The organism is Halovenus marina (assembly GCF_051414115.1).
GTDB classification, from domain to species: Archaea; Halobacteriota; Halobacteria; order Halobacteriales; family Haloarculaceae; genus Halovenus; species Halovenus marina.
The window spans coordinates 1-17,768 of the sequence record NZ_JBLKNZ010000002.1; the positions used below are offsets into that span (position 1 = coordinate 1).

Here is a 17,768-nt window from a genome sequence, read left to right on the forward strand (position 1 = left end):
TTCAGTTGCATCTTGCTAAACTATATCTTTCAAATATGTAATTATTTTTGGCATTTGGTGTCGAGTGCGCACGATCCACCGTCTATAATTGGTTTTACAAAACCGATCTACAGCCCGAAGATGGACAGAGTCCGGATCACGTTGCGGTTGATGAACCTGTGATCCGGCTCAGCGACGAGCAGTATTGGCTGTACGCTACCGTCGATCCTGAAACAAACGAATTGCTCCATACAAAGCTTGAATCGACCACTAACAATATTATTGATTACGCATTCTTTGCCGAACTCCACGAGAAACACGACGTTGACGACGCCCCCAGAAATCGGCGGTTTCTGGTGTGCAAACGAGACGCGATGCGTCTCGTTAACGCCGTGCTTCTCGTCGATGGCTCGCACTCGATGAAAAATGCCAGTTCGCGGCACGGCCTCGATTTCAGATACGCAAAACATGGAAATCGAGATGCTGTCAGACATGTTTCTAGAGATATAAAATGATATCATTCTTATCTTTCAAACTGTTTCAGTCACATCGAACCAGACGCCGACGACTGGCTCACAACCTTAGATTTCGCATGGAATCAGCTTATCTGACCACTACCTCGTTTAGTGCTCAGATGTCTCGCCAACTTCGCTGCGGTTCCCAGCCAAGCATGCGCTTGGCCTTCGAGATATCGATCAACGATGTGGTGCCGGTCAATTCTTCTCGCACTTCGACATTTGGAAAGTATTCGTCGATCAACGTCCTTGTCGGAACGGCTGCGGTCGTATCTGCGGCGACGGCCCAGAACACCTCGTGACCGTCGTGGTCAGCCTCGATCGCACGCCGTGCGATCGAGGCTGCGTCATCGATGTGCAAATACGAGAATAAGACATCGCGCGTCGTCCCTGTGTGGGCCTCCGGGAGCGCAGCCAGCGATCGGTCCGCGTCGGCGAACATTTCTCTTACTTCGTCGTCGTTCGGAACCCAGGGATATCGAATCGATGAGATGGTAAGATCTGCGGATGGCCGTCTAGCAATCCCGTCTGCTGTCACCTCCATGGCGTGCTTGGCGATTCCGTACGAGTCGTCTGGCGTTCTATCGTGTGCTTCGTCCACGGGGAGATACTGAATCTTTGCGTTCCGTTCTTGATGCTCACTCCCAATCGCGTTGATGCTTGAGGGGAGACAGATCGCTTCCAGATCGAGTGCATCACCCGCTTCAATGACATGTGCCGCCGACATGACGTTGCTTTCATACACGCGAAAGTCGGGATCGCTGTTTGGGTGTGGGATTGTCCCCATGTGAATAACCGCGTCGATGTCGGTTTTCGCTATTGCACCGTAGGTCTCTCCGGCATCCAACAAGTTTGTCGTGATATACTCGTCGGACACCTCTTCACGGCGACTTCCACGAGCAATATTGACGGTTTCATACCCGGCGTCCGCTAGATGGTTCAGGATTGCGGATCCAATCTTACCGTTGCCACCAGTCACTGCTACCTTTGATACTGACATTTTACTGATATTGACAGGGCTAACCGCTAATATCTTTCGCTCACCCCGAGGTAGTGTGTAGCTGTGAGGGTGTTATAGAACAGCTATCACATCAAAGAGCAGCATGAACGCTGCTGTGGAATGAGTTCAGCGACTTTGCAAGATGATCCTTCGGTAGGGTCGTTCTTGAATATCGCGGAGACGGAGACGCTAGTTGTTTGAGCATTTCTCTTCCGGGTTTCTCGAAGAGTTTGACGTACGCGCCCCGTCTCCGCCGGGCGAACACGAGTGCACGAACTACCAGAGCTGCTACGGAATTTTCTGCACTGCTACAACAAGGACATCTACGGCATTCGTCCGGTTGGGGGAGCTTCAGAACGCGATTGTTTGCCTGAGCTGTGGCTTCGATTGACCGCGTCTCGGGACGACGGTCGATCGCTTCCTCACCGATTTTGAACACATCGTTGACGAGGCCTTCGACCATCTCGTCGAGCAGGCCGCGGCAGGCGACCTGCTCGATTTGACCTACTGTATCGATTCAGTCGACGTGAGGACGATGCCTGCCGATCAAGACGCCCCGAAGTGCCACGATCCAACAGCCGAGGAGTCCTACTACGGCTTCAGCTGTACGATCCTCTCAACCGGGCAAAAGATCCCGGTTGCGGCGGCGTTCACAGAGAGTAAGCAACGCCAGAGGAGACGATCTGAATGGTCGATGACAGCGCCTACGACACGCTCGACTGGCACGAATTCCTGCTGGCCGCAGGGGTCGTGCCAGTCGCTCCGTACAAGGGGCGAAACACTGACGACCCGAAAGATATCAAGTACAGGGTCGGAGACCGCATCGAGGAATACAGCGAGGAAGTTCAGCTGAAGCAATCGATGCTGGACGGGACGTACAACCACCAGTTAGAAGTCGAACGAACCAATAGTGCAGTCAAGGACTGCGGCCTCGACATGTCTGCGCTCGAGGGCGCGCCCGCGCACGAGCGCAGGTGTATTATTAAAAGAGACAGTATTGGAAGGCGATAACCAGGAAGGCGCAGTTGAATACTGAGTTTAAGCAAATATTCCAGTGTCGCTTACATTCAAAAGATTTAAATTGAACTAGTCTATACTAATCCTGAAGCAAACAAGTTTTCCGGCATGAATACTCAGAAAAAGCTACGCCTCAGCCATCAACCCGTATCTGAACTCCGCCTCGTGGAAGAGGCAACGATTAAGAGCCAACCAAATAGTCACTCTAAAAATGTCATCTGATTTTTCTGATCGATTCTGGATTCGGGTCTGCAGAAACAAAGAACTGTTCGTCGTAGGTTTTTCCCTATCGACGACGCTGTTGTTTCTCTCGCTTCTCGCATATCCGGTGGTAGATCGGGGGACCGCGACCTTCGTCATTTTAGTCATAGATCTCGTGATACTCTCGGCGGTGTTCGTCCTTAGTGTAATCATTCTGGTGGTCTGTCGACGAAGAGAGAAGCTACCCTCGCGGCCGACGAATCCGAACGATTGAGTGGACTGTTCTCCACGGCACTTGCAAGCAGTATTCATTCGGGGATTGATCTTCGGCCGTCTCTCAGGCCACTACCAATTGGCAAGGTCGTTAGCGTGTCATAGAACTCTTCACACACTACAGTCAGGTTGAGTACTATTATAGCGGATTATTATCTTAGAGGTGTGTACACTAAGTGCACGATGTTTAGAATTGGTTAGAGAGTGCTTTTTCGTTTTCGAATGATTATTTCTCGAACCCGTTCAACGTGGTTCGTCTCGGTTTGAACGAATGCTGAGAGGATGGCTTCGACGATCTCGGAGCGGCTGACTCCGAGATTGTCACACGCAGCGACCAATTCATCCACATCTCGTACGATTTCTTCGACGACAGCGACTCCGAACTTCTCTTAGGCATAGCTACAACAAGCTAAGAACAGTGTGCATCAAGTGTATGGCGTTATCACTTCGTTAGAGTTGATTTAGCAACCCATGTGGACTCATCTTTGACGCCCTCTACTAATGTTTTACCTCTGCCCGCTGCACTTTGACAACGCCGAATCCCCTCAACCTACAGCTGTTTCCGAAGAGCACAACTCTAAGGCCCTGCGAACGTGCGGAGAAGCGCGGCATCAAGAAATAGTGTCTGGGAGTTACTGGGTTCAGAGCTCAGACTCGGATTCCGATGCAGTCTTTTCACTTTTCACACGGATCCGTGGATTGAAGACGCTATCTGAAGCCTGGGCGAAGAGCACGAACGCGTAGATGAACGCAGTAATCGCAATAAATGGAATAACGATGGTATGCATTCGGCCGAAGCTGTACATTGCACCCTGATTGTATGCTTCGTTGAGCATGATACCCCAGTTGAGGTTCCTTGTTGGGAGGATACCGATAAAATAGAGCGCAACTGAGCTAAACATAATGTTGCGGACAGCATTAGCGAATCGGATCATAATGTATGGCATGACATTAGGAAGGATATTCCACTCAATAATGGTTCTTGGTGATATTCCCATGGCACGTGAGGCTTCGACGTAGCTTTCGTCACGTAGGGTGAGTATCTCTGACCGGAGCGCTCGAGCAAGCCCTGCCCAAGCGTTGATCGCGAGGATGATCCCGACGAGTGCAGGGCTTTCCGGCTGAAAAATCGCCGACAGGACAACAACCAGCGGGAGGCCCGGAATCGTCATAGCGATGTCCGTGAATGTCATTAAGACTGAATCGACACGGCCACCCTTGTAGCCGGACACGGTGCCAACGATTGTCGCTACAATCGTCGTGAACAGTGCCCCGGCAGCTACCATTTTTAGCATCGCGGGCGTCGAATGTACCAATAGGCGGAGGATGCCACGTCCCTGAAGATCTGTTCCTAATGGATGTTCCAGCATCTGGAAGGGTGAGAGATAAGACAGTGCAACGTCCGATTCTGGCGTGGGGACCAATACGACGCCGACAGTACCCATAAAGACGTAGAACGCAATTAGAACGATGCTTAATTTCCCCCGCCAGTCACTCCAAATGACTCTTGCTGGCGCCGCAACGTACTGGTCGAACGTTTTGTAAAGATCGGAGCGGTTATCGCTATCCGTTTCGACATCATCAATAAACTCGAACGTCTCGACGGGAGTGTCATCAGTACGACTCACGGTCACCACCTCCTGCACGGGGATCGACAAGTCCGTAGGTCAGGTCTGCGAGCAACACGCCGAGAACCACTGCTAGTGTGAGCACGATGAAAGTTCCCATCATAAGTGGATAATCGCGGCTGTAGACGCCTTGGAGCATGTAATACCCGATACCGGTGTACTTGAAAATCTCTTCAAGGATGACCGACCCACCGAAAACGACTCCGAGACCGATCAAGAAGTCCGTGTACAGGGGGAGCATCGCGTTTCTTGCAACGTATCGGTAGGCGATGCGAGGTCCCGATAGTGCTCGAAGGCGGGCGACTCGAACGTAATCGGATTCGAGTGCGCTGATACTGTTACTACGCATGCGGAGTGCGACGACGCCGAACCCGGTAATGACGAGCGACAGTATCGGTAACGCAGCGTGTTTGAAAACGCCGACCACGAATGGCAAATTGAAACCTGCCACCGTGCTCGGATCCATCTTCCCGCCAGTTGGGAAGAAAGGGTACTGGTACGCAAACAGAATCAGGAGCAACAGTGCAACGAGGTAATACGGGACTGAGTACAACACAGTTGACAGCGCACTCATTCCCGCGTCGAATCGAGTTCCCTCGTAGTACGCCATGAATGCGCCCAGCAGGAGGCCAAGGATGTACTGGACGATCAAAGCGGTCCCCATCAAAAATATCGTCCATGGGAGTGCATTAGCGATTATTTCGTTGACAGATCTGTCTATCGTGAGCGGATTCCCCAAGTCCCCCGTGAGGATACTCCCCATGTAATCTACATATTGTTGCCACAGCGGGGTGTCGGGCTGCATGTTGATGTACACATCTATCAGCGATTCAAGCTCTTGTGGAGACATGTTCGGATTCCGTGAGATGAGCTGTGCCCGAACGTAGTCCATCGGTCCGCCAGGCATGAATCGGATCAAAAAGAACGTGAGAGAAACGACAGCAACTACGGTGACGATGGCCTGGGTCAACCGTTTCACGTAGTAGTGCATACGATAGTGAAGGGTTTGTAAAGGAACCAAAATAAGTGTTTTGGGAAGGCGCGGATCAAAACTATAATTCTCCGTAAATCGGGAACCGCGTCCTCCGTATGCATGAGTGAATTGTTGCTACCATCGATAGATTAAAATAGTGGTGCAGTTTTTTTCACCCCATGTTGGATCGGGATGCTTCCGACCACGGGCGAGACCAGCACTCGAGACGAGGCACCACTGATTCCATCTTCGAAATCCGTAACGTCACCGTCGAGTTCGGGATGGAACGGGGCACGTCTCGAGTATTAGACGATGTCACCCTCGATGTCTACGAAAACGAAATTCTCGGTATTATTGGAGAAAGTGGGAGTGGGAAGTCGATGCTTGCATCGTCGCTTCTGGATGCGGTTGTCGCCCCCGGCACAACAACAGGAGAGATTCTGTACCACGAAGATAATGAACCATATGATGTCCTCAACCTGAACAGTAACGAAATGAAATCATACAGATGGGAAGAAGTTTCGATGGTCTTCCAAGGGGCGATGAACTCATTCAATCCGACGATGAAGATTGAGGAACACTTTCGGGAAACGATCACTCGTCACGGCGTGGCTGTCGAAACAGGAATGAAACGCGCACGCGAGTTATTGTCCGACCTCCATCTGAATCCCGAGCGAGTCTTGCGATCTTATGCCCACGAATTGAGTGGAGGGATGCGGCAACGCACTCTTCTCGCTCTCAGCTTGGTACTCAATCCAGAAGTCGTCGTGATGGACGAACCGACTGCCTCTCTAGATTTACTCATGCAGCGGGCGATACTCTCGTTGCTCGAAAACCTCAAGGACAAATACAACCTGACTATCATTTTTATCACACATGACCTCCCACTTGTCACCGACCTCGCCGATCGTCTAGCCGTGATGTACGCGTTCGATATCGTAGAAATTGGTTCGACAATAGACGTTCTGAGTAATCCTTCTCATCCATACACCCGGGAATTGCTTATGTCCACGCCGAGTCTTGAAACCGTTACCGAAGAGATGGAAGCTATTGGAGGATCGAGCCCGGATCCAGTCAACCCACCCTCCGGGTGTTCGTATCACCCTCGATGTCCGCTCGCAGACGACCAGTGCGAAACCGAGGAACCACCACTAGATGAAGTGTCCCCGGGACACCAATCGGCGTGCTTCTATTCAGAGGCTGCCAGTGAGAAAATTCCGCTCGAAAACACGCTGGAGGATCTATGACACCACCACTCCTTTCGATGGACAACGTCGAGGTATCGTTCGAACAGTCAGCAGGGCTCAGAGAATTGTTTAGCGGCCCGGTGAAAGTCGACGCAGTCGACGGCATCTCTCTAGATATTGAGGAGAGTGACGTCGTCGTTCTTGTCGGGGAGAGCGGTTGTGGAAAAACGACTCTTGGAAAAACAGCGATCGGCCTGCAACGACCGACGAACGGATCCGTCCGATACCGAGGGCAAGACATTTGGGATGCGAAGGACGGACGTGGAGAGGTCACCATTTCGTCCCAAGAGATCCGTCGTTCGTTACAGATCATCCACCAAGACCCATCAAGCGCACTCGATCCGAATCACCGCGTGATGCCGACGCTCAAGCAGCCACTAGAGAAATGGTATCCGGAATTATCTAATCAGGATCGTGAACAACTTATTCATAAACTACTCAACTTCGTCGGGATGGCTCCACCGGCCGATTACGCACGCCGGTATCCCCACCAGCTGAGCGGCGGCGAGAAACAGCGGGTCGCTCTCATCAGGGCGTTACTGATGGACTCCGATCTGATTTTGGCTGACGAGGCAATCAGTGCCCTCGATGTCTCGTTGCGCGTTGACATGATGGATCTGTTCATCGAGATCCAGGAAAGTGTTGGGACATCGTTCCTGTTCATCTCCCACAATCTCTCAAATGCGAAGTACTTAGCGGACAGGGCTGACGGACGAATCGGTGTCATGTATCTGGGCGAACTCGTCGAGATCGGCCCAGTCGATCAAATAATCGACGATCCGACTCATCCCTACACGAAGGCATTAAAATGGGCGACACCGCGTCTCTCGCCGACCCCGGAAGCAGAACGGGAGTTGCCACTCCGGGACATCGACATTCCTGATCCGGTGAATCCCCCATCGGGCTGTCGGTTCCACACCCGATGTCCCGAGGCCAGAGAGGCCTGTACATCAATAACGCCCTCGCTTAACGAAACGGAAGACGACCACTACGTTGCTTGCTTCCGATCTAAGGACGGCCACGAATACTGGGCGAGCGACCCGCTGGACGAGACGTGACTATTATTCGGAGTGGAAGAGCCTGTGAGGAGCTGAAAATTACTCCGTCGTGATGGTACTCTGAGACAACATCCATGTTTTTCGAACAGTTCATCATGGTAATTACTAGAACTGATATTCGCTAACCGGTATATTTTAGTCGATCTAATCATATATTCTTATGATAAGATGAATAGCAACAGCCGCTCACTATCCTTCCGGTTCAGGTACTGTCTCAGTTCGCAAACTCTCCGATACATTCGTGAGAAACGTTCTATCGATCTCTTCGACACTGGTTGGACCGTCAGACTCACGAGAAGGCCGGGGTTTCTTACTGACTCACGGGTGACACTCAATAACCCGACTACGAGTTCTGTTGGTCAGCGACTACGGGACCGGAGTTCGACTCGTCGCGACACTCACCGCTCAACAGTGTCACCGTTTCCGGTGACTAGACGGACGGATCCTATGATTGCAGCAACCACAATGGTGTTCGATAATGTCTGATGACGGACAGGATCGACTAACCGGTGGAACTGCTCGTCGGGACAGCAAAGCAACGTCTGACGGCATAGACCCGGCACTCATACTCCCACCGCATCCTGATCGCCGCTGGACGCTTGCGAAGCAATTGGGCGTCCACTCGGCGGTGGTACGGTTCTGGGGCGTCGACGACTGGTGGGAATACGAGACGCTCATGCGAACCAGAAATAGGTTCGCGGATCAGGGATTCTCACTCGACGTCGTCGAAGATCGTCCGCCCATGCAGAACGTTGTCCGAGGGACTGACGGTAGGGACGCCGAAATCGAGACAGTCAAGAACCTCATCCGGAACATGGGAAGGCTCGATATCGATACGTACTGCTGGGTCTGGACTGAAAACCCACTCGGTGCGATCCGAACCTCTGACTCTGTCCCTGGCCGTGGCGACTCACAGAAAACAGCGTATGACCACCGCTGGATAAAAGGGTTACCCGATCATCCTGCTGCTGGTATCACCGAAGAAGAATCGTGGAAGAATCTCCAGTACTTTCTCGACGAAGTCGTCCCAGTCGCTGAAAGTGCAGGCGTCAATCTTGCACTACATCCTGACGATCCACCGCGAACCCCGATTCGAGGTGTCCCACGAATTGTGACTTCGGTTGAGGATTATCGTAGAATTTTAGATATGTACGATAGTGCCCGGCACGGGATTACGTTCTGCCAAGGTAACTTTTCCGCGATGAACGCCGATATTCCGTCCGCGATACGAAGATTTGGTGACCGCATCCACTTCGTCCACTTTCGCGATGTGGATGGGGATGCGGATTCCTTTGTCGAAACCTGGCACGACAACGGGCCGACCGACATGAAAACCGCGATCGAAGCGTATCAGGACATCGGATTTGAGGGTCCGCTCCGGCCAGACCACGTCCCGCGAATGGTCGGGGAAGACGACCGCGATGAGGCGATGGCAGGATACACAGATATGGGTCGACTGTTCGCTATCGGCTATATCAAGGGGTTGCTGGAGTAGGTATCTCGAAAAGAAGTGCTGGGTTCTGATGGTGGGAGGAAGCGATACCCATGAAGGGTAGATTGTCCATCCGCGGCTCGCCTACTCCGTGGCCACCAAGATACCATCCATGAGTAGCCAGCTGTTCGGACATTATATCGGGCACTTCTAGTCCAGGGAGTTTGAGAAACGAGGAGTCATAGCGGGAACTGTTTATGGAACTCGCAGACTCCCTCAGAGAGTACTTTGACATAGCAATTAAGACGCTAGGGAGAAGAAGCGTGCAGCGACGCCCGTGCACTGTTTCGCGGTTCGACTTCACTTGATGGAGTTGTCGTTGCATGAAGATGAGACAGTCTTAGACTGGCTGGGTGTCGATCGCTGCCATCACAGCGTACCATAGAATAGTCCGCATAGTTGTCTGCATATTCGGGGTCAGCGATTCCAAGATAGTCATCTCCATTCTCACCGCTGAATATGGTGTTATGAGAGGCTCTCTGAAATTACCGGTGACCGGCGAAGGGGGCCATGGCGGTTCTTGATTTTGTTGAAGTGGGCGTCGCCCATCACCGCACGCGCCAATACCGCGATTGCCAGACAAGCGTCATACTTGTCGGTACACAGAATTACCGTTTCATCATCCTCCATCAGAACTACCCCGCGTATGTCTTGGAGATTCTCCCGGACTTGAAACCCAACTTGAGAGTCGTTTCGACGGACAAGTGTTACGACTGGCGGTTTGTCCGATTAGAATCTTCTCATCCTATTTTCGAGTCCACGCTCGCGCCGACTCTCGTCTTTATTTCTTATTTGACCGCTCTCATTACTGTTGCGTAGATTTCGTCGGCTTCACACATCTCTAAAATCTTGAGTTCGACCAACACTTCAGTCAACTCGGAAAGATAAATTTTAATCACCTCTAGCAGGAGTCAAATCTCTCCATCCTTTTCGCTATGTTAGGTGCAACGTCCACCATAAAAAACTAATACGAGGCGAGACGTTGATCGAACGCATGAATCTGAAAGCCGGGATTATCGGTACCGGCGGAATCGCCGGAATGGGAATTCTCGGGATGCACAACGAGAAAGACATGGGTCAAAAGAAATTTCAGGCGAGTCACGCCGGGGGATATAACGCGACCGAGGATATCGAACTTGTGGCAGTCGCCGATATAGACTCCAAGAAGGCGGACAAGTTCGGTGAAGCATGGAACATTCCCATCGAGGGGCGCTTTGATGACCACGTCGAAATGGTCGAAGAGATGAACCTCGACATCGTCTCCGTGTGCACTCCGACGTATCTACACCACGACCACGTCGTGGACGTCGCACAAACCGAGAACACTCCCGATGCTATCTGGTGTGAAAAACCCATCGCATCCAGCATTTCCGACGCCGAAGAGATGCGGAAGATCTGTGAATCTGCCGGGATTGAACTCGTTATCAATCACTCATTCCGATTTACCGAACGCATCGACAGTCTTCGTGAACGCATCGGCGACGGACTCATCGGTGATGTCAAATCCGTCAACGCACAGTTCCGACGAGAATTGTTGCGGAACTCAACACACCTTCTCGATACGTTGGCTTTTTTCCTCGGGGAGCGTGCCGCTACCGTTAGTGGCTACATTAATGGCGAGAACGATGCCGTCGACGCTCTCGACGGCGATCGGGCTGTGGATGACGCTGGCGGTGGTGGAATCGTTGTCATGGACGACGGAACCTTCGTTACCATCGATTGTACGGTGGCACGTGACATCTCATCGATGTCCTATATTTTCATCGGGGACGAAGGAAAGCTCTACCTCAACAACGACGATGGAGAGTGGCGATACTGGACGCTAGAGGATGACACTCACGTTGAGCAGAACCTTCCAGGAATCGACGGGACGTGGTCGTGGGACGACGACTATCAGAAGGCGTTTCAACGCGCTGCAAAGCACGTCGTCGCAGTCGTCAAAGGAGACGCGAAAAACAAATCCCCACCGGAGGAAGCGACAAAATCGCTTGAGATCATCATCGGATTTTACGTTTCTCATTACACGGGAGCGGACGTAGACATTCCGCTGAGCCGTCCGCTCCGTGACATCGAAATCACTTCTTGGTGAAAAACCCGCCGTTTAAGCGACGACTCCCTATCCCTTGTAGAGGTTCCACTGGCGGGACGGTCGAATGTCACCGAAATATTCAAACCCCTATATTATATAAGATATATGTTAATTTTAAAATTACTTGACTTTTAGGAAAATTATCTGTTTCAGTGACCTCATACATTTCGAGAGTGCCTGATGAAACCAGTAGCTCGTCTTGCATGGAATTAGCAACACTGACCGATTCGCTGGTATCGAGCGAAACTATTATTTCAGTAAACGACTCATCTACAAAAGTGAGAGCCGCAGAACCTGCCCCAGAGGCACGGGAGTTACTCCGACTTTCAGAGGGATCTCCCCCGATGAGTTCCCTTTCGCCAGACGGGGCACGCCAGTTCATGAACGAACTGTTCGATGGCGAATCAGAAGAAGCATCGGTCGAGGATATCTCTGACTACTTAGTTGCGGGACCGGACGGAGACCTCCAGATCAGGACGTTCACGCCGACGCTGGACACTCAATTGCCGATCCTCGTCTGGTTCCATGGCGGCGGGTGGGTAACGGGTGGTATCGAAAGTTCGGAACCGCTCCTTCGAACACTCGCTAATCAGGTTCCTTGTCTCGTGATCACCGTCGATTATCGACTAGCGCCCGAGCATCCATTCCCTGCCGCACTCGACGATGCGTTTACCGCAATAGAATGGACAACAGAGTATGGGAGATCGATCGGTGGGGATCCAGAGCGGATCGCCGTCGGCGGCGACAGTGCTGGCGGAAATCTCGCTGCAGCGGTTGCGCTCTTGGCACGGGAGAGGCGGTCGGTTTCTATCAGCCATCAGTCGCTGTTATATCCTGTCCTCAACCACTCTTTCAACACGACTTCCTACGAGGAAAACTCTGAAGGGTATGGTCTCACCAAAAAGGACATGAAGTGGTTCTGGGAGCAGTACCTCCCACACGAAATTGCCGGGCATAACCAGTTTGCGGCACCCCTTCGAGCGAGGAACCTAGAGAACCTCCCGCCTGCCACGATCGTCACGGCGGGCTTCGATCCACTTCGGGACGAGGGGATAGCCTACGCAGAGCGCCTCGATCGTGCCGATGTTCCGGTAAAGCACGTCAACTTCGAGGGGATGGTTCATGGGTTCGTCGGCATGGAATTCGATCGCAGCGTTGAGGCACGGACCATCGTGATCGACAATCTCGAAACAGCTTTCAGTGTGTAATTTCAGCGGAGTAACGCCCTCGAGGGGGAGTAAACCTTTTACTGAATTTGACTGATCAACTTAATTACACAGACGCTCTTTTATAGCATTTTCCCTGAACTCAATAAAACCCGATCGGGCATATCGAGCTATTGTGTAGGTGACTGTACTCTGTCCGTTCTTTGACTGAACCGCTACAGATTCAGCTACCGGTGTTCGGTGTCGGGATCGTAGGGCTGGTGAGACATACGTTCATCCGGCGAAAGTTGCAGACAAATCGACGATTCGACTTTTGCTGGCTTGCCAGCGTCCCAATCTGTCTATACTAACAGCTTTCGAAACCACGAGTTACTGGATGAGAGCGATATAGTCAACCGACAGTACGTTGGGCAACGGCGGGGTTGTATACGCTGATGGAGACATCCACACCAACACCCACGAGAGTTGTGTGTAGCGGTGGGGGTAGCCAAAGTTTTCGTTCACCCCGAATAAGTGTCGAGTTGACTATGGCCATGCGTCTAAAGAGACCAATCGTTTATCCAAGATAGTAGGAAAATAGTCTCGGATGCGTGCCGACACAGCGCAACGAATTTCAGTGAAGAGGTCTCTTCCGTTCAAACATATTTTATCGCTTTTCCAAGGGCAAGGCACTCCATGTAATCTGTGATATATAAACAAGGTAATTTGTAAGAGAATCTACCGAATTCAGTCGAACTTTTCCAGATAACGGATATGTAAAGACTATAAAAACATAATCCAATATAATTGGATATTCTTATTGTTATTATCACACTCATAAGAGAGAATGAAACAGGGGCACCGAATGTCAAGGCTCCGTTCGGTAGGACGATTTAACAGGGTCTCAGAAGAATGAGAGTTGTTCGTATCATTAGACTTAATATCCGTAAAAAATTTTTACCAAGGCATCGAATATTGTGGTAATGACCAACAAACAAGGCACGCAAACACTACAAGGGGTTCAAGTTGCGTTCGATATTGTCCGTTATCTCGCTAAAAGCGGCACAAGTTCCGTGACGGAGATCTCCAACGAATTCAATTTGCCTACGAGTACTGCTCACATCCATTTGAAGACGATGACGGAAGCAGGCTACCTCCGACGAGTTGGTAGTAAGTATCAACTGAGTCTACGCTTCCTCGAACACGGGGCGCAGATAAGGCGTCGACACGAAATCTACAAAACCGCCCAAGATAAGGTTAAATCGGTTGCCCAGACGACTGGAGAGGTGGCGAGTCTAGGCGTTGAAGAAGGAGGAAAAAGAGTTCTTTTGTACAAGTCCGAAGGAGGAGATGCAGTGTACGACAACGCCGTCACAGGAGAGTTCACATATCTCCACTGGGTGTCACTCGGCAAAGCCATTCTCGCTCATATGCCGGAGTCCGACGTGCAAGACATTATTGACAAACATGGATTACCGAGTGCAACTGATGCAACAATTACCGATGAGGATCAGCTCTTCGACGAGCTCGTATCAATCCGCGAGCGTGGATACGCAGTTGAGAACGAAGAACATCACAAAGATATTTGTGCTGTAGCCGTGCCAATCCGTACAAACACGAAGGTAGTCGGAGCAATATCTGTTTCCGGACCAAAGACGCGGTTTGACGAATCGCGGATCAAAAACCAACTCGTCGAGGAGCTCACGGATCGGGCTAATGTTATCGAACTCGAAGTAAAACACTACTAAGACCCGTGGCGGTTCGCTGCTGAGACTTTAGATTCAAACGGCGGTGGTGCAGAAGTTTTCTTACAGCGTGGTGGTAGGGATAATGACACTATTGTCACGGTGATCGGCAGGGATGTCTGCCCCTGTCGATTCAATAAACTTGTCAAGTGGAATCTATTCTGCAATATCGTGAACCAAGTCAGTAAAACAGACTCTGCGATTAGTCCAATAAGAATGATAAACTGTGAGGGTCTCTGTTGAGACGCAAATTTCTAAGCCTATATCGTCGCCATACATCCTCTTTGTAGAATTCTTGTGCTATTAGTGGAGAGCAGTAGATGTCCTGATAGAAGTAGTGAAGAACGCCTTTCAGTAGTTCTGATGACTCACGCCCTGTGGCCTCTTTAGATCGAAGACGAACACGGGGATCAATAGGAAACGAGAGAGCAAACCCTCGAAGAGTGTCATTATCTCAGTGTCTGGTGTTTTGAAAATCTGCTCGGCCGTATCTTTATATGATAAGACGAATCTGGTCGTAGATTCATCAGATTAACCCTACCGCTTCTTTGTGAGGTTTTGCTGTACTAGTGCATTACAGTCATACTGTTGTAATCCTATATTGATGCTCTTTCCAATATTATTGGAAGATCTATGAACGTATCGACGTGTACTTCACCATCCGTGTTTGTCTATGCGACAAATTGCCCAACCCAGTGGGTATTATGATTGAGGGATCACGTCTGAGACTGACTGGCACAAACGACTGAAGGTCGCTGTCGACGACACGAAAATCGATCGAAGTCGACGGCGAGATAACTCTACGTGTTGGCGGCAGTCGGCTGTGACACGCTCGAAGTGTACATTTGGTGTCTCACCTGGCCGATCAAGCCTCGATGCGTAGCTGTTTCTCAAAGAGGTACTCAAGTGATGGCGCGGTTGCCCGCTGTAATGAATGAAAGAAGAGCTGCAAATAGTGTCCACCTGCGTCAGCAGTGGTCCCGTGTTAGTGCCACTGTTTAAAGCTGGTTTTCCCAGAAACCTATCTTTCATTAGTGCGGGCCAACCGCGGCCTCTGATATGATTGGGTGCTAAAGATCCCTGACTGTAAGCCCCGACGCGGCACTGTTCAAATAAGATCTGAAGAGCGAGACGGACGGTTTTGTTGGTGCCTATGCCAAGAAGTGTCCGCCTCACTGGATTTAGTACTGACTTCGAGTTAGGATTTGTGGAGCGAGAGGCGACACCCGAGCCAGTGATGAAGCTGAGTATCCAGCTGCATGCTGCAGGATTCTCTCTGTCGGATACCTTCTCGGTGTTATGGCTTGGGTGTCGGCCGGTGTCGGTCGACCGTGCATAATTGGGTGCAGAAAGCCGATTTACAGCCAACGAGCGGGAAAGCGCCGAATTACGTTGCGATAGACGAAACGGTGAATCAGTCACACCCCGATGCACCCTAACTTATTTATGTATAAGCAATAATGAGAAATTTATGAAGTCTGAATCACAGAGCAGGCGGATTGGACGGCGTGAATATCTTGCTGGAGGAGTATCGGTAGCCCTCGCCGCACTCGCAGGGTGCTCAGGTGATGGTGACTCGTCGGGAGATTCTGGTGATGATGACTCGTCGGGAGATTCTGGTGATGGTGACTCGTCGGGAGATTCTGGTGACTCCTCAAATACTGAAACTGAGACCGGAGATGGCGGAGTAGCTATATTAGATAGAAAATTTGATAATTTCACACAGACCAATCCAGATGTGGCCCAGTTCAATCGGTTCAATCCAAACAACGCTGCTGACAGGGTTAGCGAAATAATTTATGATCCACTCGCTGGATACAACCAACAAACTGGTGAGTGGGAGTATTTACTTGCAGATGATCTCTCGGTTCAAGAATCGTCTGCGACGCTCACGCTTAGCGATCAATACACCTGGCACAACGGCGATTCAGTGACCGCTTCCGACCTCGTCACTCAGTTTAAGATCGCCAGGGTCACAGACGATCCGCTGTGGGACTTCGTCTCCTCTGTCGAAGCAACCGGTGATTACGAAGTGACGTTCGGGATGGATTCAGCGACCAATCAGAACATCCTCAAAACACACATTCTGGACACGTATGTCAGTACACCAGAAAGTGTGTTTGGTGAAAAATTGAGCGCAGTGCAAGATGCCAGTGACGACGAACAGAGTCAGGTTCTGACATCCGAAATTCTGGAATGGGGTTGGAAGGATCCAATCGGTAATGGACCTTTCCAGTTAGAGGAAGCAGTGACACAGCGGTTCGAACTCTCACGGTTCCCCGATCACCCTAATGCAGATAAGATCAATTTCAATCAGTACCACGTCAAATACGTTACCCTTCAAGAAAAGACCCAGATGGCGATTAGCGGTCAGTTGGATGGTGGTAGTGGGGCAAACACGTCTGTCACGAACCGAAACCAGATTCCGGATCACTACGAATTTGTCACGTATACTGGTTACAACGGGGACGGCCACTTCTTCCAGTTCGACGACCCGCTGACCGGGAATATCCACTTCCGGAAGGCATATCAACATCTCATCGATCAAGTAAAAATGAACAGAACGGTCCGGACACCAAATACCCAAGGGTTCACTTGGGAACCCCACACCCTACAGACCGGGATTATGGAGAATCAAGCGGACACGTATTTGGACGGAGTGATCGATGGATTCACCGAGTACAACGGTGGTGCCGAGCGAGCAGCAGAAGTGCTCCGCGAAGGCGGATTCTCGAAATCGAACGGCAGTTGGCAGCTCCCGAACGGCGACGACACGTCCCTTGAAATTATCGTCGTCCAAGGGAACCCCTCGCTCACCGGCCAAGCTGGATACGTTGCGGAGCAGATGAACGATTTCGGGATTAGCACAAACGTTCGCGGGGTCGACTTCTCGACATACTTTGACGCCTACCAGACTGGCAACTTCCAAGTGACAATTTGGCTCTGGGGCGGCGGAAATCCCGATCCATACTTCCATTTCTCTAACTTACTCGATAGTATTGCCGGTCCAATCGGCTATCCCGAAACGATCGAGGTTCCGATGCCGGTCGGCGACCCCGATGGATCGATGCAGTCCGTTAATCCCCGAGAAAAACTGGAGCAGCTCGCCACCACGATTGACGAAGAGGAATATCAGACGCTCATCCAGGAACTCGCCTGGATTTTCAATCAGAGCGCACCGCTTCTCCAGGGCGTCGACGCCCTGTGGAATAGCCTTATCAGCCGGGACGGTTGGAATTGGCCCAGTTCTGATTCGGACGCTCTTGCCGTCCGTCCAGCGCCCGCTTGGCTCCCGAAGAAAGGAAAAATCACCGCCGAGGAGTAACGTCAGGCTACAGCAGCCATTTTTATCCGTTTCTCTTGCAACAAAGCGTATTTTCATTCTGATTCCGTTGGTAATTGCTCT

General features: G+C 51.1%; 11 protein-coding genes and 3 pseudogenes. 10 read left to right on the forward strand and 4 right to left on the reverse strand.

Annotated features, from left to right (window positions below):
* Positions 1–590: pseudogene (locus ACMGFL_RS15315) on the forward strand (transposase domain-containing protein); the annotation flags it as partial.
* Between the two features lie 19 nt (positions 591–609).
* On the opposite strand, the gene ACMGFL_RS15320 reads toward ACMGFL_RS15315, so the two are convergent.
* Complete coding sequence (locus ACMGFL_RS15320) at positions 610–1,494, reverse strand: NAD-dependent epimerase/dehydratase family protein (protein ID WP_436936468.1); 885 nt, start codon at positions 1,492–1,494, stop codon at positions 610–612.
* Positions 1,495–1,614: 120 nt separating this feature from the next.
* On the opposite strand from ACMGFL_RS15320, the pseudogene ACMGFL_RS15325 reads away from it, so the two are divergent.
* A pseudogene (locus ACMGFL_RS15325) lies at positions 1,615–2,474 on the forward strand (transposase); the annotation flags it as partial.
* Positions 2,475–3,626: 1,152 nt separating this feature from the next.
* Here the strand turns inward: ACMGFL_RS15325 and ACMGFL_RS15330 are convergent.
* Together ACMGFL_RS15330 and ACMGFL_RS15335 are read right to left on the reverse strand one after the other, a co-directional pair.
* Positions 3,627–4,613 carry an ABC transporter permease gene (locus ACMGFL_RS15330; RefSeq protein ID WP_436936469.1) on the reverse strand — a complete coding sequence of 329 codons (987 nt, stop codon included), beginning with the start codon at positions 4,611–4,613 and terminating at the stop codon, positions 3,627–3,629.
* Positions 4,600–5,604, reverse strand: coding sequence for an ABC transporter permease (locus ACMGFL_RS15335; protein WP_436936470.1), 1,005 nt, complete (start codon positions 5,602–5,604; stop codon positions 4,600–4,602). Before ACMGFL_RS15335 ends, ACMGFL_RS15330 begins: the two co-directional genes overlap by 14 nt.
* A gap of 161 nt (positions 5,605–5,765) precedes the next feature.
* Here ACMGFL_RS15335 and ACMGFL_RS15340 point away from each other — a divergent pair, with 161 nt between their 5' ends.
* The 4 genes from ACMGFL_RS15340 to ACMGFL_RS15355 all read left to right on the forward strand — a co-directional run bounded on the left by ACMGFL_RS15340 (position 5,766) and on the right by ACMGFL_RS15355 (position 11,472).
* A complete protein-coding gene (locus tag ACMGFL_RS15340) occupies positions 5,766–6,833 on the forward strand; it encodes an ABC transporter ATP-binding protein (RefSeq protein WP_436936471.1) in 1,068 nt (355 codons plus the stop codon).
* Between the two features lie 17 nt (positions 6,834–6,850).
* A complete protein-coding gene (locus ACMGFL_RS15345; protein ID WP_436936472.1) occupies positions 6,851–7,891 on the forward strand; it encodes an ABC transporter ATP-binding protein in 1,041 nt (346 codons plus the stop codon).
* A 565-nt stretch (positions 7,892–8,456) separates the two neighbouring features.
* The gene (locus ACMGFL_RS15350) at positions 8,457–9,386 is read left to right on the forward strand and encodes a mannonate dehydratase (RefSeq protein ID WP_436936574.1); all 930 of its coding nucleotides are present in this window, start codon (positions 8,457–8,459) and stop codon (positions 9,384–9,386) included.
* 991 nt (positions 9,387–10,377) lie between these two features.
* Complete coding sequence (locus ACMGFL_RS15355; protein WP_436936473.1) at positions 10,378–11,472, forward strand: Gfo/Idh/MocA family protein; 1,095 nt, start codon at positions 10,378–10,380, stop codon at positions 11,470–11,472.
* A gap of 79 nt (positions 11,473–11,551) precedes the next feature.
* Here ACMGFL_RS15355 and ACMGFL_RS15360 read toward each other — a convergent pair whose 3' ends face one another.
* A complete protein-coding gene (locus ACMGFL_RS15360; protein WP_436936474.1) occupies positions 11,552–11,854 on the reverse strand; it encodes a hypothetical protein in 303 nt (100 codons plus the stop codon).
* Between ACMGFL_RS15360 and lipP1 the strand changes: the two genes are divergently transcribed.
* The 4 genes and pseudogenes from lipP1 (at position 11,817) to ACMGFL_RS15380 (ending at position 17,687) form a co-directional block, all read left to right on the forward strand.
* Positions 11,817–12,680, forward strand: coding sequence for a LipP1 family hormone-sensitive lipase (gene lipP1, locus ACMGFL_RS15365; RefSeq protein WP_495849335.1), 864 nt, complete (start codon positions 11,817–11,819; stop codon positions 12,678–12,680). The genes ACMGFL_RS15360 and lipP1 overlap by 38 nt on opposite strands.
* 920 nt (positions 12,681–13,600) lie before the next feature.
* Positions 13,601–14,365 (forward strand): IclR family transcriptional regulator, encoded by a 765-nt coding sequence (locus ACMGFL_RS15370; protein ID WP_436936476.1) that lies wholly within the window; start codon positions 13,601–13,603, stop codon positions 14,363–14,365.
* 1,150 nt (positions 14,366–15,515) lie between these two features.
* Positions 15,516–15,780, forward strand: a pseudogene (locus ACMGFL_RS15375) (IS6 family transposase); the annotation flags it as partial.
* Positions 15,781–15,833: 53 nt separating this feature from the next.
* The gene (locus tag ACMGFL_RS15380) at positions 15,834–17,687 is read left to right on the forward strand and encodes an ABC transporter substrate-binding protein (protein WP_436936477.1); all 1,854 of its coding nucleotides are present in this window, start codon (positions 15,834–15,836) and stop codon (positions 17,685–17,687) included.
* Positions 17,688–17,768: the final 81 nt, after the last annotated feature.

Coding starts and splice junctions, on each gene's coding strand:
- ACMGFL_RS15320 (WP_436936468.1), bottom strand. CDS start 1,494: ATGTCAGTATCAAAGGTAGCAGTGACTGGTGGCAACGGTAAGATTGGA.
- ACMGFL_RS15335 (WP_436936470.1), bottom strand. CDS start 5,604: ATGCACTACTACGTGAAACGGTTGACCCAGGCCATCGTCACCGTAGTT.
- ACMGFL_RS15340 (WP_436936471.1), top strand. CDS start 5,766: ATGTTGGATCGGGATGCTTCCGACCACGGGCGAGACCAGCACTCGAGA.
- ACMGFL_RS15345 (WP_436936472.1), top strand. CDS start 6,851: ATGGACAACGTCGAGGTATCGTTCGAACAGTCAGCAGGGCTCAGAGAA.
- ACMGFL_RS15355 (WP_436936473.1), top strand. CDS start 10,378: ATGAATCTGAAAGCCGGGATTATCGGTACCGGCGGAATCGCCGGAATG.
- lipP1 (WP_495849335.1), top strand. CDS start 11,817: ATGAGTTCCCTTTCGCCAGACGGGGCACGCCAGTTCATGAACGAACTG.
- ACMGFL_RS15360 (WP_436936474.1), bottom strand. CDS start 11,854: ATGAACTGGCGTGCCCCGTCTGGCGAAAGGGAACTCATCGGGGGAGAT.
- ACMGFL_RS15370 (WP_436936476.1), top strand. CDS start 13,601: ATGACCAACAAACAAGGCACGCAAACACTACAAGGGGTTCAAGTTGCG.
- ACMGFL_RS15380 (WP_436936477.1), top strand. CDS start 15,834: ATGAAGTCTGAATCACAGAGCAGGCGGATTGGACGGCGTGAATATCTT.